The sequence below is a fragment of the Paraburkholderia sp. GAS82 genome, assembly GCF_050436285.1.
GTDB lineage: Bacteria > Pseudomonadota > Gammaproteobacteria > Burkholderiales > Burkholderiaceae > Paraburkholderia > Paraburkholderia phenazinium_B.
In genome coordinates, this window is sequence record NZ_JBNDLX010000004.1 from 484571 (window position 1) to 508664 (window position 24094).

The window sequence follows — 24094 nt, forward strand, 5'->3', positions numbered from 1 at the left end:
TGCGTTCCTCTCGCGCTGGCCGGTCCGGCATGACATGCCCGTCACGGCGACGTACGGAGAAGCTCACAGTGTGCTACTTACGAAAAAAAGTCGCTCCGGCGGCACAAAGAATGCCGGAGCGACAATCGTCAACAGGCTTACAACTTGTTAGAACTTATACGTTGCACCCACTTGCAGGTAACGGCCCATGTACGTGTACAGGGACTGGTCGTAACCGGTCAGGTCGGTTGCATTGACCCACAGCGGATCGTACGGAGGCGCACGATTGAAGATGTTGTTCATGCCGCCGTAGATCGTCCAGTGCTTGAAGCCCGTGTACGCCACGTTCAGGTTGAACTGGCTATACGAACCGGTGGTGTAGTTCAGACCCAGCGCGTCCGAGTACGGCCCCGTGTATTGCCATTCCAGATCGGCATTCCACTGGTGGAAGTTCCACGACAGGTCGGTATTACCCTTCCAGCGCGGGAACGAACCGCCGAACGGCTGCGCGAGCGTCAGGTCGTTACCCGCACCATCAACCTGCGAGGAGAGACCGCCCACGCCGTTCATGTAGAAGTGCCAGATGTAGGCCCAGTCAGCCGTGAGCTTGAACGTACCGATCGGAGTCGGCAACGACTGCGCGAACGTCGTTTCGAAGCCGTCGGTGTTGAACGAACCCAGGTTCTCGTATTCGTTGACCATGTACGAGATCGAACCATCCGGGTTGTAGACCGTGGCCGCCGGGTTAGTCTGCGTGCCGATCGCCTTGTCGACTTCGATCTTGTACCAGTCGAAGCCGATGTCGGTCGTACGGGTCGGCGACAGTTCGAAGCCGATGTTGTAGTTCTTCGTACGTTCCGGTTGCAGAGCCGGGTTGCCCTTGGTGACGACGTTCTCGTCCTGACCATTCGGACCGATCGGCTGGATGCCAAGGCTCGACGAATTCGTATTTTCGAGGAATTCCGGTGCGCGGAAGCCACGGTTATACGAAGCGTAGGCGGTAAGCTGCTGGATCGGTTGGAAGCGCAGGGCGAAGCGCGGCGAGAACGCACCGCCGAAGTCGCTGTAATGGTCGTAACGGCCCGACTGGCTGAACGTCAGCATCTTGTTGATCAGGGGCACGTCCACCTGGTAATACACGGCCGCTACGTTGCGCTCACCGGCCACTTGCTGCGTGTTCGGGTTCAGCGTGTAGGGGCTCAGGTAGGCGCCGCCTTCTTCGATCAGTTCGCTTTCGTGCAGGAACTGCGCGCCGAGGCCGAGGCCAACATCGCCAGTCGGCAGATGGAACAGGTTCGGTGTTCCCGCCGTCGCGTCGACCGCGTCGAGCTTGGAAATACCGAGGTTGTTCGCCGTCGTCAGAATATTGCTGAGTGCGCCCGGGGTAGCCGACGGATTCACGTAATTAAACGTGCCATTGGCAAGCTCGTTGGTCAATGCGACCGGATTGACGATATCGCCGTAGGTATTGCTGACCGTGCTCATGGAATGGGTGTAGCCCAAATTCCAGTCCCAGTCTTCCTTACCCAGCTCGTAGCTGCCCTTCACGCCCATCGCGGCACGCCAGTAGTTCGCGTCCGTGGTGGAGCCATACGTGGTCGGCAACGCGCCAAAAATTTCCTGGGAAACGCCAGTCGTGTTGAACGGATTGTTCGCTGCCGCGGTAAACGAAATCGGATTCACCGACTTCGTGGCCGGGTTGTACTGGAGGCCATTGCCGTAGAGCGCATAACCATCGTTGACGGTCGTCGTATTGTTGCTTTCCCACAGGTCAGCATACGCGGTCGTCGTATCGTTGATCTTGAAGTCGGCATGAACCTTGGCGTTCAGACGCTCGGTCATCGGCTCGATCGAGTAGTCTTCCGCAGCGTTGCGCTGGCAGACGGTGCCGCCTGTGATTGCGCCTGCGCCGGCTTGCGTTGCGATGATGTTGTTGCCTACCGGCACTTGTGCACCCGGTGCACAGCCGAAGCCCGTGGTGACGCCAGTGGTGGGGTTCAGGTAGTACGAAGGAGCTTGAACATAACCGCCATAAGGCTGGTTGCTGAAGTTCTGGTTCTGGGTCGTATCGCGATCGGCAAGCGTATAACCGTTCGACTTGTAGTAGCTGGCAGCCGCCGTGACGTTGAAGCCGTCGGAGGCGAGGTTGCCGAAGCCGCCGAGGATGCCGAACTTGGTCGTGCCGCCGCCGCCTTGCGTGGCGCCGCCGTAGCTACCGTCGAGCTGCAGGCCCTGGAAGTTGTGCTTCGTGATGATGTTGACCACACCACCAATAGCATCCGAACCGTACTGCGACACAGCACCCGTCTTCACGACTTCGATGCGGTCGATCACGTCGAGCGGAATCGTATTCAGGTCGAAGAACTGGTCCGTGCCGTTAACCGCGAATGCGTACGGCGCAACACGCTGACCGTCGACCAGCACCAGCGTGTACTTTTCGCTGAGGCCGCGCAGTGCGATACCCGAACCGCCGGCAGCAAAGCTGTCGGAGGTGGATTCACTCCAGCTGTTGGCCGAGTTGGCCGAAATCTGGCGCATGTAATCGGATACGTCCTTCGCACCGGAATCCTGGATCTGCTTCGCGGTAACGACCTGGACCTGCTGGAAGCCCACTTTGTCCGACTGGCGGATCAGCGAACCCGTCACCTGGAACGTCTGCAGCTGCTTGACGTTCTTGCCGCCCGTCGCTGTAGCGCCCGATGCTGCCGCCGGAGCGGCCGCCGCTGCTGTGCCCGAAGCCGCTGCGGCAGGTGCCGGCGTCTCCGTGGTAGCCGGCTGACTTTGCGCGAACGCCGGAACGGCGATTGCGGTCGTCAATGCCAGTTCGGCCCAGATTATTCGTCTGATGGCCAACGCCAATGCCCGTTGTTTCATTTTTCCCCTTCTCACTCGTCAGTAAGGCCACACACCTGTTTGTGCGAAGAGAGGTCTTTTGAACCTCTCTACTCGTTTGCGGCGACGTTCGCCGCGCGCCGTCAAAGTTGCCCTGCGGTCGTATAACTTGAAGAAACACGACCGGTTTCCAATCCATTGCAGCGAGATAGAAAGGGCACTTCGACTTATTAATTTCTAACTACAAAAACATTACAATTTAGTTGTATTAACTTTCATTTTCATTTCAATCATTCGGCGAACATCAGCTTATGACCGAGCCGTTCGCCAGTCGATTGGCACTGCAAATTCACGTTACGGGTTAACCTGTAGGACTACTTAGGGATGTATTCAGACCGCCCCAGTACAAACACAATTGACCGTTACTAAAATAATCTTGGTGTGCCTACCCAGACGAGCACCGTCTCTTCGCCCGCGGTGTTAGCCCATGCGTGCGGGACTGTTGACTCGTAGTGCGCGGTGTCACCGGCCTGCAACACGAACGTCGTACCTTCGAGCGTCAGAGCAATCTGTCCGCTCATCACATACAAAAACTCTTCTCCTGCGTGCGTCGTCACTTCCGACGGTTGCTGGCCGGCTGGCATCTTCACCAGAATCGCTTCCAGCTTCCGGTCGACCGACAGGTTCGTCAGCCTGCCGAACAGGTTCGCCGAATCGGCAAACCCAAAAAATTTCAGTTCATCTCCGCGGCACACCGACTTCGCTTCGGTCGGCGTTTCCACGAAGTACTGCACCGTGACGCCGAGTGCCTGAGCAATGCCGACTAGCGACGTGAGAGACGGCGTGGCCTGCCCTCGTTCCACTTGCGACAGGAACGGCTTCGAGATACCAGCCGCTTTTGCCGTTTCATCTAACGTGCGCTTAAGCCGTTGTCGCAACGCGCGAATCTTGCTGCCCATTGCGAGTGCGGCTGCGGCCTTCTTATCGAGTGGCGGAACCATAGCAAGACAGAATCCAGTAGTCAAAATTTGTTTGATCTAGGCAAATTAAGTTACATCGAGTGAGCGATGTCGGGCGCAAAGTCAGTTGAGAAATTGGGTTAGTGATCGCCCCGGGCGATAACCGGACGAAACCGGTCACCTGGGCGAGGATCGAATTCATCCAGTGCCATGAGATGGTTGAATGCACAACTAAAGTGCGAGCGCATTCCCTTCCCAGCCTGGAATCGTTGAATTGGAATAGAAAACCTTGTGCGCGAAACCGGCGAAAATCTGGCCGGCAGGCGCAAGCGCGTTGACGCGCCTGATGGAGAGTGACGATATCAAGACAAAATCGTCCGTCAAACTTTTTTTGATGGGAACAGATAGTGTTTAGAGTCTTTCCTCCAATTACAGGGTGAACTTGTGGCGCCAGACGGGTTGCAAACGCTGTTTTAGGATTGATAGTGACGTCTGCCGCAAGCCGGGAAAACCCTCGTCGCAAATACGCTACAAGGGCCTCCCGTCAGGCTCAGTTGAGAGGCTCTTTGAGAAAGCCCCCTCCTGATTGGCTACTTCAACCGTGGGTGCCTTCGCCGGCCTCGACCGGTACGGCCGCCTCGCGTTTGACGCCACGCGCCAACACCGGACGCAGCGCTGCCCCGGTGTGGCTTTCTCGAACGCGCACAAGCCCCTCCGGATCCGTCGCCGCGACAATCGAGCCGCCGCCGACTCCCCCTTCCGGGCCGAGGTCGATGATCCAGTCGGCCTCGGCGATCACGTCCAGGTCGTGCTCGATGACGACGACACTATGACCGCCGTCCACCAACCGGTGCAACACGCGAATCAGCCGTGCCACGTCCGCCATATGCAGCCCAACCGTGGGTTCGTCCAGCACATAGAGTGTGTGCGGCGCCTTCTGGCCGCGCCGTGTGATGTCGTCGCGCACCTTGCTCAACTCGGTGACGAGTTTGATGCGCTGCGCTTCGCCGCCCGAGAGCGTCGGCGATGGCTGACCTAGCGTCAGATAGCCGAGGCCGACATCCTTCATCAACTGCAACGGATGCGCGATATTCGTGATGGGCGCGAAGAATTCGACGGCCTCGTCGATCTCCATGGTCAGCACGTCACCGATGTTTTTGCCGCGCCACGTAACCGCCAGCGTCTCCGGATTGAAGCGCTGGCCATGACAGACGTCGCACGGCACCTTCACGTCCGGCAGGAAGCTCATGCCAATGGTGCGCACGCCTTGGCCTTCACAGGCCGGGCAGCGGCCTTCGCCTGTATTGAACGAGAAGCGCGAGGCCGTATAGCCACGAGCGCGGGCTTCCAGCGTGCCGGCGAACAGCTTACGGATGGCATCCCATACGCCTATATAAGTAGCGGGACAGGAACGCGGCGTTTTGCCGATTGGCGTCTGGTCGACTTCTAGCACGCGGTCGATGCTCTCCCACCCGGTGACCGCATCGCAACCCTGCCACGCATGCGTGACGTTCAGTTGCGTCCGCGGTGCGCTGCGGGCCAGCACGCTCGAGCGCCGGTTGGCCGCCGGTTCGTCTTGCGCCGCCTTGCGGGCACGACGGGTAGCCGGCGACGACAGCACGGAGCGCCCCACGGCATCCAGCAGGTTCGCCATCAGCACGTCGCGCGCGAGCGTCGATTTGCCCGAGCCGCTCACCCCTGTCACCGCCACGAGGCGCGCCAACGGCAACCCCACGGTCACGTTGCGCAGGTTGTGCAGCTTGCCGCCGTGCACCGTCAACCACTGCTCCGGCACCGCCGCTGCGCTTTTGACCTTCGGCTTCACCGTGCGGCGCGGCTGCAACGGATGCACGATCGGGTTTGCAAGGAATTGCCCCGTCAACGAGTCTGATTGCGCCGACAGATCGGCCACGCTGCCCTGCGCGACCAGCGTGCCACCGCGCTTGCCCGCACCGGGGCCAATATCGATGATGTGGTCGGCACGCCGGATGGTGTCCTCGTCATGCTCGACGACGACCAGCGTATTACCCTTCTCGCCGAGCTTGCGCAGCGCGTTCAGCAGAATCTGGTTGTCGCGCGGATGGAGGCCGATGGTCGGCTCGTCGAGTACGTAGCAGACCCCTTGCAGGTTGCTGCCCAGTTGCGCCGCCAGCCTGATGCGTTGCGCCTCGCCGCCCGACAGGCTCGGTGCCGCGCGGTCGAGGCTCAGATAGCCAAGCCCCACTTCCTCGAGAAACTGCAGCCGGCTGCCGATCTCGCTTACGACGTCGCGGGCAATGTCCGCGTCGCGGCCCGTCAGGTCCAGCGCGTCTACCCAGCGGCGCGTGTCGCTCACCGTCCATTGCGCAACGTCGACGATCGCCTGGGCCTCGAAGGTCACCGCCCGCGCGGTCGGATTCAGGCGCGTGCCGTGGCAATCCGGACACGGCTCGTCGACTACGCCTTCCGGTTCCTGCTCTTCCGAGGGCAAGCTCTGCTCCCGGCCGCGGCCGTCTTCGGCGACCACCGTATCGTCGTAGGCCGCGCGTTGCTCGCGCGTGAGTGCGAGGCCTGTGCCGACGCAGGTCGTACACCAGCCATGCTTGCTGTTGTACGAGAACATCCGCGGGTCCAGTTCCGGATAGCTCGTGCCGCACACCGGACAGGCGCGCTTGGTGGACAGCACCTTCACCGTCCCTAGCCTTGCGGTGGCGCTGCCGCTCTTCAACGCGTTCTGCAGGCCGTCAAGCGGCGCGAGCAAATGCATCACGCCCTTGCCGATTTCGAGCGTTTCGTCGAGCAGGCGGCGCAACTCCGCTTCGTTGTCAGCGGACACGACGACGTCGGCCACCGGCAACTCGATCGTGTGCTCGCGAAAACGGTCGAGCTTGGGCCACGGGTCGACCGGCAGGAACTCGCCGTCCACGCGCAGATGGGAATTGCCACGCGCCTTCGCCCATTTGGCGAGATCGGTATAGACGCCTTTGCGGTTCACCACCAGCGGTGCGAGGAAGCCAACGTGTTGCCCCTTGTGGTCACGTAGCAACTGCGCTGCGATCGATTCCACGCTCTGTGCCGTGACCGGTGTGCCGTCGTGGATGCAATGTTGCAGTCCGAGCTTGACGTACAGCAGCCGCAAGAAATGCCAGACTTCCGAGGTGGTCGCCACGGTACTCTTGCGGCCGCCGCGCGAGAGGCGCTGCTCGATGGCCACGGTCGGCGGAATGCCATACACCGCGTCGACTTCGGGACGCCCTGCCGGCTGCACGATCGAACGCGCATAGGCGTTGAGCGACTCCAGATAACGGCGCTGCCCCTCATGGAACAGGATGTCGAACGCGAGCGTCGACTTGCCCGAACCGGACACGCCGGTGATTACGTTGAACTTGCCATGCGGGATATCGACGTCCAGCGATTTCAGGTTGTGCTCGCGCGCGTTGACGATGCGCACCACGTCCTCGCCTTCCACGGCACGACGCGCACGCGCCGCGGTCAACGCCTTTTGCAGCGGCATGCCTTGCGCGGCAGGATCCGCCGCCGCATCCATGGCCGCGTCGTACTGAAGCAGCGCCTGGCCGGTGTACGACTCGGCGCAGCGCTTGACCTGTTCCGGCGTGCCCGCGCACAGCACCCGGCCGCCGCCGTCGCCGCCTTCCGGCCCGAGATCGATCAGCCAGTCGGCCGCGCGGACCACGTCGAGGTTATGCTCGATCACGATCAAGGAATGGCCGCCCGCCAGCAGTTTGCCGAACGCCTGCATCAGCTTGGCGATGTCGTCGAAATGCAGCCCCGTGGTCGGCTCGTCGAACATGAAGAGCCGCACTGCGGTTGCCTGCTTCGCGCTGCGCGCGGTCTTCGCCTGCGCCGCCTCGGCGAGGAAGCCGGCCAGCTTGAGCCGCTGCGCTTCGCCGCCCGACAAGGTAGGCACCGGCTGGCCCAGTTTCACATATTCAAGACCCACGTCGACGATCGGCTTCAGCACGCGCAGCACTTCCGCATCCCCGGCGAAGTACGCGGTTGCCTCGCTGACGGTCAACTCAAGCACGTCGGCGATGCTCAACGCACGCGCCGGAGTGCCGCGCTCGATCTTCACTTCGAGCAGTTCGGCGCGATAACGGCGACCATCGCAATCCGGGCAACGCAGATAGACGTCGCTCAGGAACTGCATCTCGATGTGCTCGAAGCCCGAGCCGCCGCAAGTCGGGCAACGGCCGTCGCCCGAGTTGAAGCTGAACATGCCCGGACCGTAGCCGCGTTGTTGTGCGAGCGGCACCTTGGCAAACAGCTTGCGGATCTCGTCGAACGCGCCCACATAACTCGCCGGGTTCGAGCGCGCCGTCTTGCCGATCGGCGACTGGTCGACGAACACGACCTCGTTCACCTGATCGGCGCCGAGCAGACGCCGGAACGCCCCGGGCGATTCCGTCGCGACGCCGAGATGACGCGCTAGCGCCGGATACAGCACGTCCTGAATCAGTGTCGATTTGCCGGAGCCTGAAACGCCGGTAACGCACACGAGGCGCTGCAACGGAATCTCGACGGTTACGTCCTGCAGATTGTGCTGGCTCGCGCCTTCCAGCACGATGCGCGGCGTCTCCTTCGTGACCGGCCGGCTCGACCAGTGCGAGACATCGGCCACGTGGCGGTGTCCGCCGAGATACTCGCCCGTTAGCGTGCCCGACGAGCGGATGTCTTCGGGGACGCCGTCAAAAATGATCGTGCCGCCGCGCTCACCCGGACCGGGGCCCATGTCGATCAACCGGTCCGCCGCCAGCATCACCGACGGATCGTGCTCGACCACCACCAGCGTGTTGCCCGCATCACGCAAACGGTGCATCGCTTCCACGATGCGGTTCAGATCGCGCGGATGCAGCCCGATGCTCGGCTCGTCGAGCACGAACAGCGTTTTGGTGAGCGACGTGCCGAGCGCCGTCGTAAGGTTGATACGCTGCACCTCGCCGCCCGACAACGTGCGGCTCTGGCGATCCAGCGTCAGGTAGCCGAGCCCGACATCGCACAGATACTTCAGGCGCGTGCGTACTTCGGCGAGCAGCAGCTTTAGAGCATCGTCGAGCAGCGCACTCGGAAGGTTGAGGTTGTCGAAGAACCGCCGGATACGCTCGATGGGCAGCAGCATCAGATCGTGCACCGTCAGACCTGGCAGCGCTTCGAGTTGCGCGCGATTCCAGTCCACGCCACGTGGCAGGAAGCGCTGCACCGGTTCCAGCACGGCGTCCGCATTGACCTTCGTGCCGAGACGCCACAGCAGTGATTCGGTCTTCAGACGCGCACCGCCGCAGACCTCGCACGGCGTGTAGCTGCGGTATTTCGACAGCAGCACGCGGATGTGCATCTTGTACGCTTTCGATTCGAGGTATTCGAAGAAGCGCTTCACACCGTACCAGTGGCTCTGCCACTTGCCGTTCCAGTCGGGCGAGCCGTTGATGACCCAATCGCGCTGCGGCTGGGTCAAAGCGGACCAGGCCGTGTCACGCGGGATGCCAGCCTTGGCCGCATAGCGCATGAGGTCATCCTGACACTCCTTCCAGGCCGGCGTTTGCATAGGCTTGATCGCGCCGCCGCGCAAGGTCTTGCGCTCGTCGGGAATCACCAGGCCCAGATCGACGCCGATCACGCGGCCAAAGCCGCGGCAGGTTTCGCACGCCCCATAGGCGGAGTTGAACGAAAACAGCGCGGGCTGCGGATCGGCGTAGCGCAGGTCGCTGTCCGGGTTGTGCAAGCCGGTGGAAAAACGCCAGATCTGCGGCTCGGCTTCGGCGGACTCTTCCGACGCTTGCGGCAGCACATAGACGTTCACACGTCCGCCGCCGCGCTTCAGCGACGCTTCAATGGCTTCGACGGCACGGCCCTTCTCGACCGCGCTGAGACGGAAGCGGTCGGCCACGACGTCGAGCAGCTTGCGCGGGCCAGTGGGCGACTGCACCTCGCGCTGCGCCTGCACGCGCGTATAGCCGCTCGCGGAGAGCCATTGCGCGACCTCTTCTTCGGTGGCGGACTCAGGCAATTCGACCGGGAACGTCACCACAAGGCGCGGATCGTCCGCCGCCGTGCGCGCGGCCAGATCGCCATAGATCGTCTCAGGCGAATCGTGCCGCACGGGCTGAGCCGTCTTGCGATCGAACAGTTCGGCCGCGCGCGCATACAGCAGCTTCAGATGATCGTTGAGCTCGGTCATCGTGCCGACTGTGGAGCGCGAACTGCGCACCGGATTGGTCTGGTCGATCGCGATGGCCGGCGGCACGCCGTCGACACGGTCTACCTGCGGCCGGTCCATGCGGTCGAGGAACTGCCGCGCATACGCGCTGAACGTTTCGACATAGCGTCGCTGCCCTTCCGCGTACAGCGTGTCGAACACGAGGCTCGATTTGCCGGACCCCGAAGGCCCCGTTACGACCGTCATCTCGCCTGTCTGCAGGTCGAGATCGAGGTTCTTGAGGTTGTGCTGACGCGCTCCGCGAATGCGGATTTTTCCTGTAGATGACAATTTGCCCGACCGTCTGAATGAGTTGGCCACATCTTACGGCCGCTTTGCGACCGTAATGATTCACCGCGCCCGACCATATGGATCAATCGCCGCAGGGCGGATTTGAAGGGAACACTATACTGTATATTTATACAGTTTTCCATCGATGGTGCGGCCATGCGGTGTGGGTCTCGTTGCAAGCGTTGGGCCTGCTATGCCCGGCCGCGGTCAATGCCACAAAAACCCCGTAAGGCGCCGATAGTTTCAGAAAGACCCATAAAGACAACTAGTTGCTACGATGCGCGCGTACTCACGGGGAATTCAAAAAATGAGTCGCATAATCAAGGTGCTAATACTGGCGGGCGTGCTCAATCTGCAGGGTTGTGCGTCGTCGGTCGAGACGTTTGCTACAGGGGTCGTGGTCGGCGCAGTGGCCGGTGTGACGGCGGTGACCTGTGCGGTCGTGTGTCACTAACGCGGATGACCAGGCGGTCGCCACCGCCACCTCACTCAAAGCGGATCGTCGAGATGCGCGCCATCCTCTTGCGGCGCCTCTGAACCCATCGCCGCCCGCTTGCGCCGCACGTGATACGCGCTCAGCAGACCATGCGCCACCATGTCGAGTGCCGGTTTCACGAGCCCGTTCTTGTCAGTCCAGACCTTCGGCGTCAGCGCACCGCTCAAGGCCACGCTATCCGCATCGTTAAGCGCTAACAACCCGGTCTGCACCTCGTCGTCGAACGCAATCACGTTGACGAACAGCGTATCGCCGTCACCGGTGGTCGCACGCACCTTGCACGTCACAAAACGCTTGCCGTTCTGTCCAGTGCGGATCTGGGCTTCTCCATAGAGCCGCCCGCCTACCAGTCCATCGATCATCTCATCCGCTCCTGTTTCCTGTGGCTCGCGAGGCGTGAGCGCCTTGCGCGAGCCGTATGATCCCACGAGCGGAGCCGATCTCCGCGTTAAAACGCGCTCTTCACCACGCCGCCGTCGACGCGCAATGCAGCGCCGGTCGTCGCCGATGCCAGCGGACTCGCAACATACGCCACCAGCGAAGCCACTTCCTCGGTCGAAGCAAAGCGCTTGATCAGCGAAGTCGGCCGCACGTGTTCGAAGAACTCCTTCTCGACCTGCCCGGACGTTTTGCCGTCGGCCTTGGCAAGACCGTCGACGAAGTCGCCCACTCCGCGCGATTTGGTCGGACCCGGCAGCACGGTATTGACAGTGATGCCGGTGCCCGCGACAGATTCAGCAATGCCGCGCGCCACCGCAATCTGCGCCGTCTTGGTTACACCATAGTGGACCATTTCGACGGGAATCTGCAGCCCGCTCTCGCTCGAGATGAAAATGATGCGCCCCCAGTTGGCCCGCTTCATCGACGGCAGGTAGAGCCGAGCAAGACGCACTCCGCTCAGCACGTTGACATCGAAAAAGCGCTGCCAGTCCTCATCCGGGATCTCTTCGAATGGCTTCGGCTCGAAAATGCCGAGATTGTTGACGAGAATCTCCACATCCGGATAGCGCCGCGCGAGTTCGTTAGCCACGTCGGCCTTGCTGAGGTCGCCGGCAAAACCCAGCACGTCCCCGCCTGTGCTCGATTTCAGTTGTGCGACCACTTCATCCACCGCTTCCTGCTTGCGTCCGTTGACGATCACGCGCGCGCCTTCCTGCGCCAAAGCGCTGGCAATGGCGAGACCAATGCCGGCCGTGCTGCCGCTCACCAGCGCCAGTTTGCCTTTCAGTTGCAGATCCATTCTGTTTCCTCTCTCGGTAAGTCGGGCAAGTCGCATAAATCGAAAAGCCGCCGGTCGAAATCGCGGAAAAGCGCCGCATGCGCCCAAAGCGCGGCGCAATCCCTCTGTACTCAATCTACCGCAGAACGCTGGCCGAGCGCGCCGACGACGCGATCAAACCATTCTGGCGATACGCCGCCCATTTGATAATTGGCGTAGCATTTGAATAACTTTCAAATCCAGGCAGGCAATGGCAACCGATCGACTCGGCGATATGCAGCTATTCGTTGAAGCAGCAGCAGCCGGCAGCCTGTCGGCGGCCGGCCGCAAACTGGGCCTCTCGCCGGCTGCCGCCAGCGCGAGGCTTCTCAAGCTCGAGGCGGCATTGCACGCGCGCCTTTTCGAGCGCACCACGCGCCAGTTGCGCGTGACCGACGAAGGGCGGCTCTATCTGCAACACTGCCGTATCGCGCTGCAGGCCATCGAAGATGCCGAAGCCGCGCTGCAGGCGGGACAAAACCAGGTGCGCGGCAAGCTGCGGATTTCGGCCACCTCCGATTTCGGTCGCAATCTGCTGTATCACTGGCTCCACGAATTCAGCTCGCTGCACCCGGAGGTGAGCTATGCACTCAGCTTGTCGGATTCGGTCTCGAACCTGCTGCAGGAAGACATCGATCTGGCGATCCGTTTCGGCCTGCCGCTCGACAGCTCGCTGGTGGCACGCCGCCTCGCGCCGAACCGGCGCGTGTTGTGCGCGTCGCCGGACTACGTGGCGCGGCATGGCGAACCGAAAACACCGGCTGACCTCGCCAATCACCGCTTCATCGTGCTGGTGACAGCGGCCGGACCGCTGAACGAATTCCGCTTCGCACAGGACGACGAACGCGTGACCTACACGGTGCCCATCGAACGGTCCTGGGAAACCAACGACGGCGCGCTTGCGCGAGCGTGGGCGCTGGCAGGTCACGGCATCGTCCACAAGTCGATCTGGGATATCGCGGCGGACGTGCGCGCCGGCACGCTGACCATCCTGCTGCCGGACTGGTGCACCAACGAAGCGGGCGTCCACGCGCTATTCCACGGCAACCGCTATATGGCGCCGCGCGTGCGTGCGCTGCTGGACTTCCTGGTCGCGCGTTTTGAGCAGGCCGCTGAAGAACTGCTCGGCGATCTCGCGCAGTTGCCGGAGCGCCTGCAAAAAGACCTGTCCCGCAAGCGCTGAAGATGCGCCGCAGTGTGCCTGCAGCATTAAGCTAAAGGCACAGAGAAAACACGGCTACACACTAGCCGCCTCGAAGATATCGCGCAGCCACTGCGCAAACACTCGCACCCGCGACGACAACTGCCGGCTCTGCGGATACAGCACGGAAACCGGCATCGGCGGTGGCGGAAAGTCCTGCAGAATGATCTTCAGCTGTCCCGTCTTCAGCTCCTCCGCCACGCGGTAGCGCGGCACCTGCACGATCCCCAGTCCCGCCACGGCGCTACCGGTATAAAGATCCGCGCCCGCCACCGACACCACCGAGCCGAGATTCACCGCGCTCACCTGCCCGTCGATCGTAAATTCAAGCGGCAGCGCCTTTCCGGTTGCACTCGAGACGTAGTTGACCGCACGATGCGCTGACAACGCCGCCGGATCGCCCGGCTCCCCATACTTCGCCAGATACGCGGGGCTCGCCACGGTGACCTGCGAAAGCTGCGCGACGCGCCGCCCCACCATCGACGAATCCTGCAGGCTCCCAACCCGCAGCACGCAATCGACGCCCTCGCGCACGAGGTCGACCAGCCGGTCGTCCTCGCCGAGGTGCAGTTCGATCTGCGGATACTGCGCAAGAAACGCCGGCAGCGCGGGCACGACAAAAGTGCGCGCGAGCGTGCCCTGCAGATTGGCCCGTAACAGACCCTTGGGCGCAGTGTTCCTGAACGACTCCTCCGCCTCCTCCAGATCGGCAATCAGGCGCACGCAACGGCGGTAATGGGCCTCGCCATCGTGCGTCAGACGCACCGTCCGGGTGGTGCGCTCGAGCAGCCGCGTGCCGAGCCGCTGCTCCATGCGCTTGAGCAGATTGGTGACGGTGGCGCGTGGAATCTGCAGATCGTCCGATGCGTGGGTAAAGCTCTGGCGCTCGGCGATGCGTACGAACACCCGCATTTCCTCGAAGCGGTCCATGGGCGGCGCTCCCGGTCATTATTAAAGTGAATGGAACGATGATACCAAGCTAGGCCAGATTATCTTCAAAACGGAATGATCCATGATTCACCTCACGGACCCGCCGCGCTCAAGAGACGCACCCAAGAGACCGAGCAGACCGAGCAAGGACAACCGGGTCGCCCCGAACCACCCACCCTGAGGAAACGAATCATGAACACCGCAAACAACCCGTCCAAAGTCGCTCTCGTCACCGGCGCTTCGCGCGGCATCGGCGCAGCTGTCGCCCGCCGTCTCGCCAGCGATGGTTTCTCCGTAGTCGTCAACTACGCATCCAGCTCGAACGAAGCGGACGCGCTGGTCGCCGAACTGAAAGCCGCAGGCGCGCAAGCGATCGCCGTGAAAGCCGACGTCGCCAAGGCCGACGAGGTACGCCACATGTTCGAGATCAGCGAACAGCAGCTCGGCAAGGTCGACGTGCTCGTGAACAACGCCGGCGTGCTGAAGACCGTGCCGCTCGCCGACACCTCGGACGCCCTGTTCGACCAGACGCTCAACATCAACCTGCGCGGCACCTTCAACACGCTGCGCGAAGCGGCGGCACGCATGAGCGACGGCGGCCGCATCGTCAACTTCTCGAGCACGACGCTCGCGCTGAACATGCCCGGCTACGCGGTCTACAACGCAACCAAAGCGGCCGTCGAAGCATTCACGCATGTGTTCGCCAAGGAACTGCGCGGCCGCAACATCACGGTGAACGCCGTGGCGCCAGGGCCGATCGCCACCTCGCTGTTCCTCGACGGCAAAACCGACGAGCAGATCCAGACCTTCGCGAAGATGCCGCCGCTGCAACGCCTCGGTCAGCCGGACGATATCGCATCGGTCGTGTCGTTCCTCGCCGGTCCCGACGCGGGTTGGGTCAACGGTCAGATCCTGCGCGCCAACGGCGGCGTCGCTTAAGCGCGACCGGCTACCAACCTCATAACCAAACAACAAACCTTCCGGAGAAAAATCATGCACAACGTCATTCTGGTTACGGGCGCCGGCACAGGCATCGGCAAACTCACGGCCCAGGCACTCGCCGAAGCTGGTCATATCGTCTACGCGACGATGCGCGACGTCGAAGGCCGCAACAAGCCGCGCGCCGACGAATTGCGCGCGCTCGCCAAAGAACGCGGCATCGCCTTGCATCCGCTCGAACTCGACGTGCTGTCGCAAGACTCCGCCGATGCAGCTGCCGCAACGATCGTGCGCGAGCAGGGACGCATCGACGTGGTGATGCAAAACGCCGGGCATCTGGTAGTCGGTCCCGCTGAAGCCTTTACGCCCGAAGAGATGGCAAAGGTCTTCGACACCAACCTGTTCGGTGCGCAACGCGTGAACCGCGCTGTGCTGCCCTATCTGCGCCAGCAGGAGACCGGGCTGATGCTGTGGATCAGCAGCACCACGACCAAGGGCGGCTTTCCGCCGTTCATGGGCCCGTACGGTGCAGCGAAGGCTGCGATGGATTCGCTCGCCGTCACCCTCGCGTATGAAATTGCACGCTTTGGCATCGAGACTTCGATCGTCGTGCCGGGCGCTTTCACGCAAGGCACTGACCACTTTCCGAGCGCAGGCAAACCGGCTGACACCGGTATCGCCGCAGCGTACAGCCGGTATGACGGCGTGATGGATCAGATCGGCGCGCGTCTCTCGTCGCTCACGCCGGCAGACGCCGATCCGCAAGCGGTCGCCGATGAAATCGTGCGGATCGTCGGCTTGCCGAAGGGCACCCGGCCGATGCGCTCGGTGATCGACTTCGTCGGAGATGGCGCACGCGAAGTGCTCGAAGTATCGGAGCGTGTGCGGATCGACTTCGCGAAACGGATCGGCATGGGCGATCTGCTCGAAGCCAGGGTCGCGCGCTAAACTGCTCGCGAACGCGAGGCTCCCGTGCCATGATGGGATATGAACCCGCAGCGGCGTCAGCCGTCTGCCGAACCCCATCGAGGCACTGGAGTTGTCAATGACCGATCGCGAGACGCTGCATCCGTTGCGCCCCTTGCTGAAGAACTACGTGTGGGAGCATGGCAAGATCGGCACGCGCTATCTCGACTGCAGCAACGGTGAGATCAAGTTCGACGACGGCAAGAAGTCGCGCTTTGCCGCTGAAAAATACATCTACGTGCCGCTCGGCAAAGACGCCGTCGACGACCCGCAGATCGACGGTCCCTCGATCCAGGAAGCAGCGCTCGCGCGCTTCCTGCGCGCCGCCCAGTTGGGCAAACCGGAAGAAGCCGGCTCGCCGGCAGATGTGCAGCGCGCGGCGCAAGACTGCATGGAACTGGCCGTGTTCAGCGCCTATCAACGCGAGGCACACGAAGCCCAGGCGCGCTACGCCGAGGAAGCGATGTTCGACGACGAAATCCGCGCGGCGGTGGTGAGCGATATCCGTCGTCTGTACGCGGGCATGCGCGAGCATCTCGCACTCTACGACTTCACGGTGCTGCTCGGTTTGCCTGCACCGCTGCTCTTTAGCGACATGCCCTTCATCGACTGGCGGGTGCGCGTCAAACCCGCGCTGCCGCTCGTCTCGTTGCCGCTTGGACCTTACTCGCTGCTGGTGGGAACGCCCTCGGGCCGCACCAGCAAAGTGGCGCCGGTGATGTGGAAGACAGCAGCCTCCATGGGCGTATTGAAGGACCACAACCGCCTGATGGTGGAAGGCGCACACCTGTGGCTGGTGGCCACCTCGGACGACCAGCTCGTCGCGGTGCAGGAGCGCTTTCGTCCCGCAGAGCCGGACGCAACGCCCGACGCAGCGCAACCGTAACAGCAGCATGCCGCTCTGCCGGGCGCCTGACGCGGGCACGGCTTTCAGGGGCTCCACAGACTGCCCAGATGAACCAGGCGCAAAAGCGAGGCACGGTACACTAAGCCGAACATTCCGGGAACCGCTCAATTGGCAAAAGTCTCAACGATCCGCGACGTCGCCGAATTGGCCAACGTGTCCAAGGCCACTGTCTCGCGCTACCTGAACGGTACGCTCTCGCTGCCGCCGGAAACAAAGAAACGCGTCGACGATGCCGTTATCGCACTCAACTATCGGCAAAACAGTCTCGCACGCCGCCTGAGCCTCGGCAGCAGCGAAACGATCGGCCTCGCCATGCCCGACGTCGCCAATCCGTTCTTCGCAGAGCTCGCCGACGCCGTCGAGGAAGCCGCCTCGGAAGGCGGCTTCGGCCTCTCGTTGTGCATCACACGCAATCGCCTCGAACGCGAAGCGCTCTATCTGAGCTGGCTCGACACTCGCCATCTCGACGGCCTGATCTTCGCAACCAACCGTCCCGACGACGGCTCGCTCAGGCAACTGATCGGCGAGCGCGGCAACATCGTGCTGATCGATGAGGACGTGCCGGGTGTCGATGTGCCAAAGGTATTCGTCGACAACAGCGAGGGCGGCTATCTGGCCACGAAGCATCTGATCGACGCCGGCCATACGCGGATTGCCCACGTCACCGGGCCGGAGCCGCTCCTCACCGTGCGCGAGCGCTACGAAGGCTATCGTCGCGCACTCGACGAAGCCGGCATCCCGCTTGACCCTTCCCTCGTACTGTTCGGCGCCTATGACCGCAGCTTCGGCGAGGCAGCCGCGGCTGAGCTGGCCTCGCGCGAATTCCCGCCAACCGCCGTATTCGCCTCCAGCGATTACCTCGCGGTCGGCATGCTCGAAACGCTGCGCGACAGGGGTCTGGATGTGCCGGGAGACATGTCGATTGTCGGCTTCGACGATATGGAGTTCGCCAGTCTGCTGATGCCGCCGATTACCACCCTGCGGCAGTCCGCACGCGAACTCGGCCGCGCCGGCGTGGCCATCCTGCTCGCCATGCTGGCCGGCGACAGCGACGCCCCGTCCCTTTCGCCCGACGCCACGCCCGGCAAACCGGTCCACCGTCTGCCGGTGCGCCTGATCGAACGCGCCTCGGTGGCGCCTCCGCGCAAACGGTAGCCGCGCACCGCAGACCGCCAGGCATAGGCCGTCAAGCGAGTCCTCCATGCAAACCAGGGCGCTCCTAAGTAGTTTCCCTTGGTCTTTATTGAAAACATTGACACCGAAATACTCGCCACTTACTTTTAATAAACCGGTTTACAAGAAGGCGGACGCGATGTCGGTTGCGTCCTTGAAAGTCTTTTCCACTCCCCGGGACGGTCGCTTTGCGCGTGCTGCCCCGACCACCCAGAAAAGGAATTTCGATGAACGCAGCTATAGCTTTGCGCCGTCTCGCCGTCACCGTGCTCGCGCTCTCGACGCTCGGCGCCAGCGGCCTCGCCTGTGCCGCAGGCAAAAAGATCGCCCTCGTGCAGATCAACCAGGAAGCGCTCTTCTTCACCCAGATGGATGAAGGCGCGCAGAACGCGGCGAAGGCGGCCGGCGTCAACCTCGAGATCTACAACTCGAACAACGACCCGAACGCGCAGAACAACGCGATCGAGACGTACATCCAGCAGAAAGTGGACGCCATCCTGGTGGTGGCAATCGACGTCAACGGCATCAAACCGGCCATCACCGAAGCGAAAAAAGCCGGTATTCCGGTGGTCACCATCGACGCCATCGTGAACGGCGACAACTCGGTCCAGGTCGGCGTGGACAACAAGAAAGTCGGCGTGGACATCGGCAAATTTACGGCTAACCTGATCAATAAGTCGCTTGGCGGCAAGGCGCAGATCGGCGTGGTCGGGGCGTTGAATTCGTTCATCCAGAACGTCCGGCTCGACGGCTTCAAGGAAGGCGTCGCCAGCGCACCTGGGGCGAAGATCGTCGCCACCGTCGACGGCCAGAACGTTCAGGATCAGGCGCAAACGGCAGCAGAGAATCTGATTTCGGGCAATCCGACCCTGCAGGTCGTCTATGCGACCGGCGAGCCGGCCCTGATCGGTCTGGTGGCCGCGGCGCTTTCGCAAAACGCGACCGATCATCTGAAAATCGTCGGCTGGGATCTGAGCGCGCAGGCCATCAAGGGTATCGACTCGGGCTTCGTTGCCGCTGTCGTCCAGCAGGATCCGGAAGGCGAAGGCAAGGCGGCGGTCGGCGCTGCGCTCAAACTGATCAACAAGCAGCCGGTCGAAAAGAATATCTCGGTGCCGGTCACGATCGTCACGAAGGCGAACGTCGACAAGTACCGCGCGATTTTCAAGTAAGCCGGCAGAGGACACGCACATGAACAGCGACGCCATCCCTCCACGCGTACGCATGGAGAACATCACCAAAAGCTACGGCGCGGTGCAGTCGCTGCGCGGTGTGAATCTGGAAGTGGCGCCCGGCGAGGTGCTGGGTCTCGTCGGCGATAACGGCGCGGGCAAGTCGACGGTCTCCAAGGTGCTGTCCGGCGCGGTGATTCCCGATAGCGGCACGATCGAGATCGACGGCAAGCCGGTCCGTTTCGCGGATCCCGGCGACGCCCGCGCGCATCGCATCGAAATGGTCTATCAGGACCTGTCGCTATGCGACACCGTGGATGTCGCCGGCAACCTGTTTCTGGGCCGCGAACCGATGCGGCGCCTTCTCGGCGTGCCGATGCTCGATCACGCCAAGATGCACCACGACGCGCGCGAGATGCTCAACGGCCTGGGCATCCGCATTCCGAACACGCGCCTCGATGTCGAGAATCTCTCGGGTGGTCAACGGCAGGCCATTGCGATTTCACGCGCGGCGTCGTTCGATCCGAAGGTGCTGATCATGGACGAACCGACCGCGGCACTGGCCGTAGCGGAAGTCGAAGCCGTGCTCGAACTGGTGCAGACCATCAGCAAACGTGGTGTGAGTGTGATTCTCATCAGCCATCGTCTGCAGGACATGTTTCTGGTTTGCGACCGGATCAGCGTGATGTACGAAGGCCAGAACATCGCGGAGCGCAAGATTGCCGACACCAATCTGGAAGAGATCGTCGACCTGATCGTCGGACGCAAATTCAAGGCACGCTCGGCGCGGGCTCTTGCGGAGAACGAATGATGGAAATCGCCATGCATAAGGAGAAGGATCAGCAGGAACAGAAGGCGTCACGGCGTTCGTTCAGAAACCGGCTTGGCGGTAATGCCGGGGTTGCCAGCATCGCGGTGTTCTTCCTGTGCTGCGCGGTAGCCTTCAGTTTCGCTACCGATACCTTTCTCACCACGGGCAATCTGCTGAACGTGTTGCGCCAGAGCGCCCCGCTGCTGATCGTGGCAACCGCGATGACGCTCGTGATTACCACCGGCGGCATCGATCTGTCGATCGGCTCGACCCTCGCGCTGGTCGGCGCGCTGGCCGCTATCGCGCTGCATGCGGGCGCACCGGACAGCGTGGTGCTGATTGGCGGCATCCTGCTCGGTGCGTTTATTGGTGCTATCAACGGCTATTTCATCGCATGGGCCGGTATGCCGGCGTTTATCGTGACGCTCGGGACGCTCTCAGTGGTGCGTGGTCTCGCGCTGCTGATCACGCAGGGCTATTCGGTACCGATCGAAAACGACCGCTGGTTCGTGCAACTCGGGCGTGGACATCTGCTCGGCGTGCCGATGCCTGCGGCAATCTCGATCGTGATTCTGCTCGCCGGATGGTTCGCACTGCGTCACATGCGTTTCGGGCGATACGTGGTCGGTATAGGCACGAACGCCGAAGGGGTGCGGCGTGCAGGTGTCAACGTACGCGTCGTTACCTTGAAGGTCTACATTCTGAGCGGCGCGGCCGCCGGGCTGGCTGGTCTCATCACCACCGCGCGCCTGGGCAGCGGCTCGTCGAATCAGGGCGTCGGTTTCGAACTCGCGGTCATCGCCGCCGTCGTGCTCGGCAGTACGAACCTGTTCGGCGGACGCGGCACGATTCTCGGCACCCTGCTCGGTGCGCTGACCATCGCCGTATTGGGCAACGGCCTGATCCTGATCCACGTGTCGCCGTTTTATACCCAGATCATCCAGGGTGCCATCATGCTGCTCGCCATCTGGATGAACACGCGCATTTTCACGCCGCAACGCGGCCGCAAGGGTTGAGTCATGACGTCGATCTTTCGCCCGGTTGATCCGCTGCCGGTCGGCGTAGATAGCGGCCACGTGATGACCGTGCTCGGACCGCTGCCAGTCGCACAGATGGGCGTGACGCTGATGCACGAGCACATTCTGCTGGATGCGTCGGGCAAGTGGGTACCGCCGACCTGCTGCGGCGAGCGCGAGATCGGCGAGCAGAAGGTGCATATCGGCATTCTCGGCGCGTTGCGGATGAACCCGCTGATGAACCGCGACAACTGCCAGTTGTTCGACGTCGAGGCCGCGATCGATGAACTGATGCGCTTTCGCGAACTCGGCGGCAATACAGTGGTGGATCCAACCAACCTCGGCATCGGCCGCGATCCGGCTGCCTTGCAGAAAATCGCGCGGCGCACGGGCCTGAACGTCGTGATGTCCACCGGCTTCTATCTGGAGCCGACGCATCCGCGCTACGTCAGCGAGCGCTCCATCGACGATCTGGCCGCGCAACTGATTTTCGAAGTCGGCGGTGCGGACGAGAAGCCCGAAGTGGTGGCCGGCCTGATTGGCGAAATCGGCGTGTCCGCGGCGTTCACCACGCACGAAGAGAAATCGTTGCGGGCAGCCGCGCGCGCCAGCGCGGCGACCCATGTGCCGTTGTCGATCCACCTGCCCGGTTGGGTGCGGCACGGCCACCGTGTGCTCGATATCGTCGAACAGGAAGGCGCAGACCTGAATCACACGGTGCTGTGCCACATGAATCCGAGCCACATGGATACGGAATACCAGCACGCGCTCGCGCGTCGCGGCACGTGGCTCGAATACGACATGATCGGTATGGACTACTACTATCCCGAGGAAGACGCGCAGTCGCCATCCGACGAAGAGAATGCGCGGGCAATCAGGGCGCTGATCGACGCGGGCTTCATCGACCGTTTGCTGATGTCGCAGGACGTGTTTCTCAAGACCATGTTGACGCGCTATGGCGGCCACGGCTATGGCTACATCCTCAGGCATTTCGTGCCGCGGCTACGACGCCACGGTGTGACGGCCCCGCAAATCGAAACGCTGATGATCGCCAACCCGCTCAAGGTCTTTTCACGGCAACGCGAGGCAGGCAGATAGACAGATGCGCAGGCAGACCGCTTTCGACGCGTGTCTGCCCGTTCAACGGTAAACCGGTTTTACGCAGCGCATGCCGCCGCCGACACGGCCGCCCGCGCGCCTAACAGGAGATTCGCATGACCCGATCCGTATTGCTGGCCGGAGAGAGCTGGACCAGCACGTCGACACACATCAAGGGATTCGATCAGTTTCCGACGGTGACGTATCACAACGGCGCGACGCTGTTTCTCGACGCCTTGAAAGACAGCCGCTATGCGATCACGCATATGCCGAGCCATGAAGCACAAGAAGAATTTCCGACCACGCTCGAAGGCCTGCTAGCGTATGACGCGATCATCCTGTCCGACATCGGCGCCAATACGCTGCTGCTGCATCCGGACACGTGGGCGAAGAGCCAGCGCACGCCGAATCGCCTCAAACTGCTGCGCGAGTATGTGGCGGCCGGCCGCGGGCTGATGATGATCGGCGGTTATCTGAGCTTTCAGGGCATCAACGGCAGCGCGCGGTTTCGTGGGACGCCCGTTGAGGATGTGCTGCCGGTTACTTGCCTGCCCTATGACGACCGGGTCGAGGTGCCCGAAGGATTTACGCCGCAGGTGGTGGCTTCGCATCCGCTAGTTGAAGGCCTCGGCACTGCGTGGCCGCATCTGCTCGGTTACAACGAAGTGCAGGTCAAGCCTGGGGCCACTGTCATTGCCACCGTGCCGGAGACTGGCCACCCACTGCTGGTTGCGGGTACCTTTGGTCAGGGCCGTTCGCTGGCATGGACGAGCGACATGTCGCATCACTGGCTACCGCCGGAGTTCTCCGCGTGGGATGGCAATGCGCGGCTGTGGCTGAACTGCCTCGACTGGCTTACGTCGACAGCGGCGCACTAGGCTCTCGCTGTCATGCGCGCAGATATCCCGTTGGCTCACACGACGTTCGACGCACTCAACCTGGCGCCGCGTGTCTGCGTAGTCGGCAATGCGGCGCTCGATCTGAGCCTGCGCGTCGAACGCCTGCCGGTGGCGGGCGAGACTTCGCTCGCCGTCGAAACGCTCTACGATCTGGGTGGCAAGGGCGCCAATCAGGCCGTGGTCGCGGCACGCGCAGGCACACCGACACAGTTGTTCGCAGCGGTCGGTCAGGATGCCGAAGGGGATCGCATCGTTGCACAGTTGAGTGCAGAAGGTATCGACACCCGCCACATGATGCGTGCGCCCTACCCGACCGATCTGTCCATCATCACCGTGGATGCGCGCGGCGAGAACACCATCGTCACGCGTAACGAAGCCGCCGCCCGTTACGGTCCCGAGGCAAGCAGCATCGTCGATGCGACCCGCGCCGGCGACTGGATCGCCTTGCAGGGCAACCTGAGCGCGGACTTCACGGCGCAGATGCTGAGCGCCGCTCGGCTCGGTGCGCGCCGCACGCTGCTCAATCCCGGACCGGTGTGTTTCGATTGCGTGCCGATGCTTGGCGATGTCGACGTGCTGGTAGTCAACCGCGTCGAGGCGACAACGCTCAGCGCCCACGACGATCCGGTGCGCGCTGCCGCGGCGCTGCTGCATGCAGGTGCCCGCGAGGTTTGTGTCACGCTCGGCGCGCAAGGCGTGTTGTGGTGCAACGAGCGCGACACGCAGCATCTGCCCGCCATGCCAACGACCGCGATCGATACCGTAGGCGCTGGCGATGCTTTTTGCGGCACGCTACTCGCTGCGTTCGGCCACGGCCTGGCGATGCCATTGGCGTTGCGCTGGGCTCAGGCCGTTGCCGCTGTCGTCGTCACACGGCGCGGTGCGCAAGCCAGCTTTCCCGACCGCGCAACGATGCGCGACCTGCTTCTTTCCGTCCCACCCTTGGCCTCTCCCACTCAGGTAAGTTGAATCGA

18 protein-coding genes are annotated in these 24094 nt (G+C 62.5%); 12 read left to right on the forward strand and 6 right to left on the reverse strand.

Annotated features, from left to right (window positions below; all coding sequences use genetic code 11):
* Nucleotides 1-147: 147 nt before the first annotated feature.
* The 3 genes from P3T17_RS15560 to uvrA all read right to left on the reverse strand — a co-directional run bounded on the left by P3T17_RS15560 (nt 148) and on the right by uvrA (nt 10254).
* Complete coding sequence (locus tag P3T17_RS15560; protein ID WP_429407679.1) at nt 148-2853, reverse strand: TonB-dependent receptor; 2706 nt, start codon at nt 2851-2853, stop codon at nt 148-150.
* Nucleotides 2854-3236: 383 nt separating this feature from the next.
* On the reverse strand, nt 3237-3812 hold the full coding sequence (locus tag P3T17_RS15565) for a helix-turn-helix domain-containing protein (protein WP_074265128.1): 576 nt from the start codon (nt 3810-3812) through the stop codon (nt 3237-3239).
* A gap of 553 nt (nt 3813-4365) precedes the next feature.
* On the reverse strand, nt 4366-10254 hold the full coding sequence (gene uvrA, locus P3T17_RS15570; RefSeq protein WP_429407681.1) for an excinuclease ABC subunit UvrA: 5889 nt from the start codon (nt 10252-10254) through the stop codon (nt 4366-4368).
* 307 nt (nt 10255-10561) lie between these two features.
* Here uvrA and P3T17_RS15575 point away from each other — a divergent pair, with 307 nt between their 5' ends.
* A complete protein-coding gene (locus P3T17_RS15575; protein WP_167379392.1) occupies nt 10562-10708 on the forward strand; it encodes a hypothetical protein in 147 nt (48 codons plus the stop codon).
* 35 nt (nt 10709-10743) lie between these two features.
* Here P3T17_RS15575 and P3T17_RS15580 read toward each other — a convergent pair whose 3' ends face one another.
* Together P3T17_RS15580 and P3T17_RS15585 are read right to left on the reverse strand one after the other, a co-directional pair.
* Nucleotides 10744-11112: a single-stranded DNA-binding protein gene (locus P3T17_RS15580; protein WP_429407683.1), complete on the reverse strand. Its 369-nt coding sequence runs from the start codon at nt 11110-11112 to the stop codon at nt 10744-10746.
* Nucleotides 11113-11198: 86 nt separating this feature from the next.
* Nucleotides 11199-11990: an SDR family NAD(P)-dependent oxidoreductase gene (locus P3T17_RS15585; RefSeq protein ID WP_074265131.1), complete on the reverse strand. Its 792-nt coding sequence runs from the start codon at nt 11988-11990 to the stop codon at nt 11199-11201.
* A gap of 229 nt (nt 11991-12219) precedes the next feature.
* Between P3T17_RS15585 and P3T17_RS15590 the strand changes: the two genes are divergently transcribed.
* Complete coding sequence (locus tag P3T17_RS15590; protein ID WP_429407684.1) at nt 12220-13191, forward strand: LysR substrate-binding domain-containing protein; 972 nt, start codon at nt 12220-12222, stop codon at nt 13189-13191.
* A gap of 54 nt (nt 13192-13245) precedes the next feature.
* On the opposite strand, the gene P3T17_RS15595 is transcribed toward P3T17_RS15590, so the two are convergent.
* A complete protein-coding gene (locus P3T17_RS15595) occupies nt 13246-14139 on the reverse strand; it encodes a LysR family transcriptional regulator (protein WP_429407686.1) in 894 nt (297 codons plus the stop codon).
* A gap of 192 nt (nt 14140-14331) precedes the next feature.
* Between P3T17_RS15595 and P3T17_RS15600 the strand changes: the two genes are divergently transcribed.
* The 10 genes from P3T17_RS15600 to P3T17_RS15645 all read left to right on the forward strand — a co-directional run bounded on the left by P3T17_RS15600 (nt 14332) and on the right by P3T17_RS15645 (nt 24089).
* Nucleotides 14332-15078: an SDR family oxidoreductase gene (locus tag P3T17_RS15600; protein ID WP_074265134.1), complete on the forward strand. Its 747-nt coding sequence runs from the start codon at nt 14332-14334 to the stop codon at nt 15076-15078.
* A 54-nt stretch (nt 15079-15132) separates the two neighbouring features.
* The gene (locus P3T17_RS15605; RefSeq protein WP_429407688.1) at nt 15133-16026 is read left to right on the forward strand and encodes an SDR family oxidoreductase; all 894 of its coding nucleotides are present in this window, start codon (nt 15133-15135) and stop codon (nt 16024-16026) included.
* Nucleotides 16027-16123: 97 nt separating this feature from the next.
* Nucleotides 16124-16930, forward strand: coding sequence for a hypothetical protein (locus tag P3T17_RS15610; protein ID WP_429407690.1), 807 nt, complete (start codon nt 16124-16126; stop codon nt 16928-16930).
* A 129-nt stretch (nt 16931-17059) separates the two neighbouring features.
* Nucleotides 17060-18106 carry a LacI family DNA-binding transcriptional regulator gene (locus tag P3T17_RS15615; RefSeq protein WP_429407692.1) on the forward strand — a complete coding sequence of 349 codons (1047 nt, stop codon included), beginning with the start codon at nt 17060-17062 and terminating at the stop codon, nt 18104-18106.
* 245 nt (nt 18107-18351) lie between these two features.
* Complete coding sequence (locus tag P3T17_RS15620) at nt 18352-19296, forward strand: substrate-binding domain-containing protein (RefSeq protein WP_074265138.1); 945 nt, start codon at nt 18352-18354, stop codon at nt 19294-19296.
* 19 nt (nt 19297-19315) lie between these two features.
* On the forward strand, nt 19316-20107 hold the full coding sequence (locus P3T17_RS15625; RefSeq protein ID WP_429407694.1) for an ATP-binding cassette domain-containing protein: 792 nt from the start codon (nt 19316-19318) through the stop codon (nt 20105-20107).
* Entirely contained in the window at nt 20104-21123 is a 1020-nt protein-coding gene (locus tag P3T17_RS15630; protein ID WP_429407696.1) for an ABC transporter permease, read from the forward strand. The genes P3T17_RS15625 and P3T17_RS15630 overlap by 4 nt, the downstream gene beginning before the upstream one ends.
* 3 nt (nt 21124-21126) lie before the next feature.
* Nucleotides 21127-22221, forward strand: a complete 1095-nt coding sequence (locus tag P3T17_RS15635) for a phosphotriesterase family protein (RefSeq protein WP_429407698.1) — start codon at nt 21127-21129, stop codon at nt 22219-22221.
* 116 nt (nt 22222-22337) lie between these two features.
* Nucleotides 22338-23099, forward strand: a complete 762-nt coding sequence (locus P3T17_RS15640) for a glutamine amidotransferase (RefSeq protein WP_074265141.1) — start codon at nt 22338-22340, stop codon at nt 23097-23099.
* A 12-nt stretch (nt 23100-23111) separates the two neighbouring features.
* Nucleotides 23112-24089, forward strand: a complete 978-nt coding sequence (locus P3T17_RS15645) for a ribokinase (protein WP_429407700.1) — start codon at nt 23112-23114, stop codon at nt 24087-24089.
* The last annotated feature ends 5 nt before the right edge of the window (nt 24090-24094 follow it).

Coding starts and splice junctions, on each gene's coding strand:
- P3T17_RS15625 (WP_429407694.1), top strand. CDS start 19,316: ATGAACAGCGACGCCATCCCTCCACGCGTACGCATGGAGAACATCACC.
- P3T17_RS15605 (WP_429407688.1), top strand. CDS start 15,133: ATGCACAACGTCATTCTGGTTACGGGCGCCGGCACAGGCATCGGCAAA.
- P3T17_RS15580 (WP_429407683.1), bottom strand. CDS start 11,112: ATGATCGATGGACTGGTAGGCGGGCGGCTCTATGGAGAAGCCCAGATC.
- P3T17_RS15630 (WP_429407696.1), top strand. CDS start 20,104: ATGATGGAAATCGCCATGCATAAGGAGAAGGATCAGCAGGAACAGAAG.
- P3T17_RS15585 (WP_074265131.1), bottom strand. CDS start 11,990: ATGGATCTGCAACTGAAAGGCAAACTGGCGCTGGTGAGCGGCAGCACG.
- P3T17_RS15645 (WP_429407700.1), top strand. CDS start 23,112: ATGCGCGCAGATATCCCGTTGGCTCACACGACGTTCGACGCACTCAAC.
- P3T17_RS15565 (WP_074265128.1), bottom strand. CDS start 3,812: ATGGTTCCGCCACTCGATAAGAAGGCCGCAGCCGCACTCGCAATGGGC.
- P3T17_RS15590 (WP_429407684.1), top strand. CDS start 12,220: ATGGCAACCGATCGACTCGGCGATATGCAGCTATTCGTTGAAGCAGCA.
- P3T17_RS15560 (WP_429407679.1), bottom strand. CDS start 2,853: ATGAAACAACGGGCATTGGCGTTGGCCATCAGACGAATAATCTGGGCC.
- P3T17_RS15600 (WP_074265134.1), top strand. CDS start 14,332: ATGAACACCGCAAACAACCCGTCCAAAGTCGCTCTCGTCACCGGCGCT.
- P3T17_RS15595 (WP_429407686.1), bottom strand. CDS start 14,139: ATGGACCGCTTCGAGGAAATGCGGGTGTTCGTACGCATCGCCGAGCGC.
- P3T17_RS15640 (WP_074265141.1), top strand. CDS start 22,338: ATGACCCGATCCGTATTGCTGGCCGGAGAGAGCTGGACCAGCACGTCG.
- P3T17_RS15635 (WP_429407698.1), top strand. CDS start 21,127: ATGACGTCGATCTTTCGCCCGGTTGATCCGCTGCCGGTCGGCGTAGAT.
- P3T17_RS15610 (WP_429407690.1), top strand. CDS start 16,124: ATGACCGATCGCGAGACGCTGCATCCGTTGCGCCCCTTGCTGAAGAAC.
- P3T17_RS15575 (WP_167379392.1), top strand. CDS start 10,562: ATGAGTCGCATAATCAAGGTGCTAATACTGGCGGGCGTGCTCAATCTG.
- P3T17_RS15620 (WP_074265138.1), top strand. CDS start 18,352: ATGAACGCAGCTATAGCTTTGCGCCGTCTCGCCGTCACCGTGCTCGCG.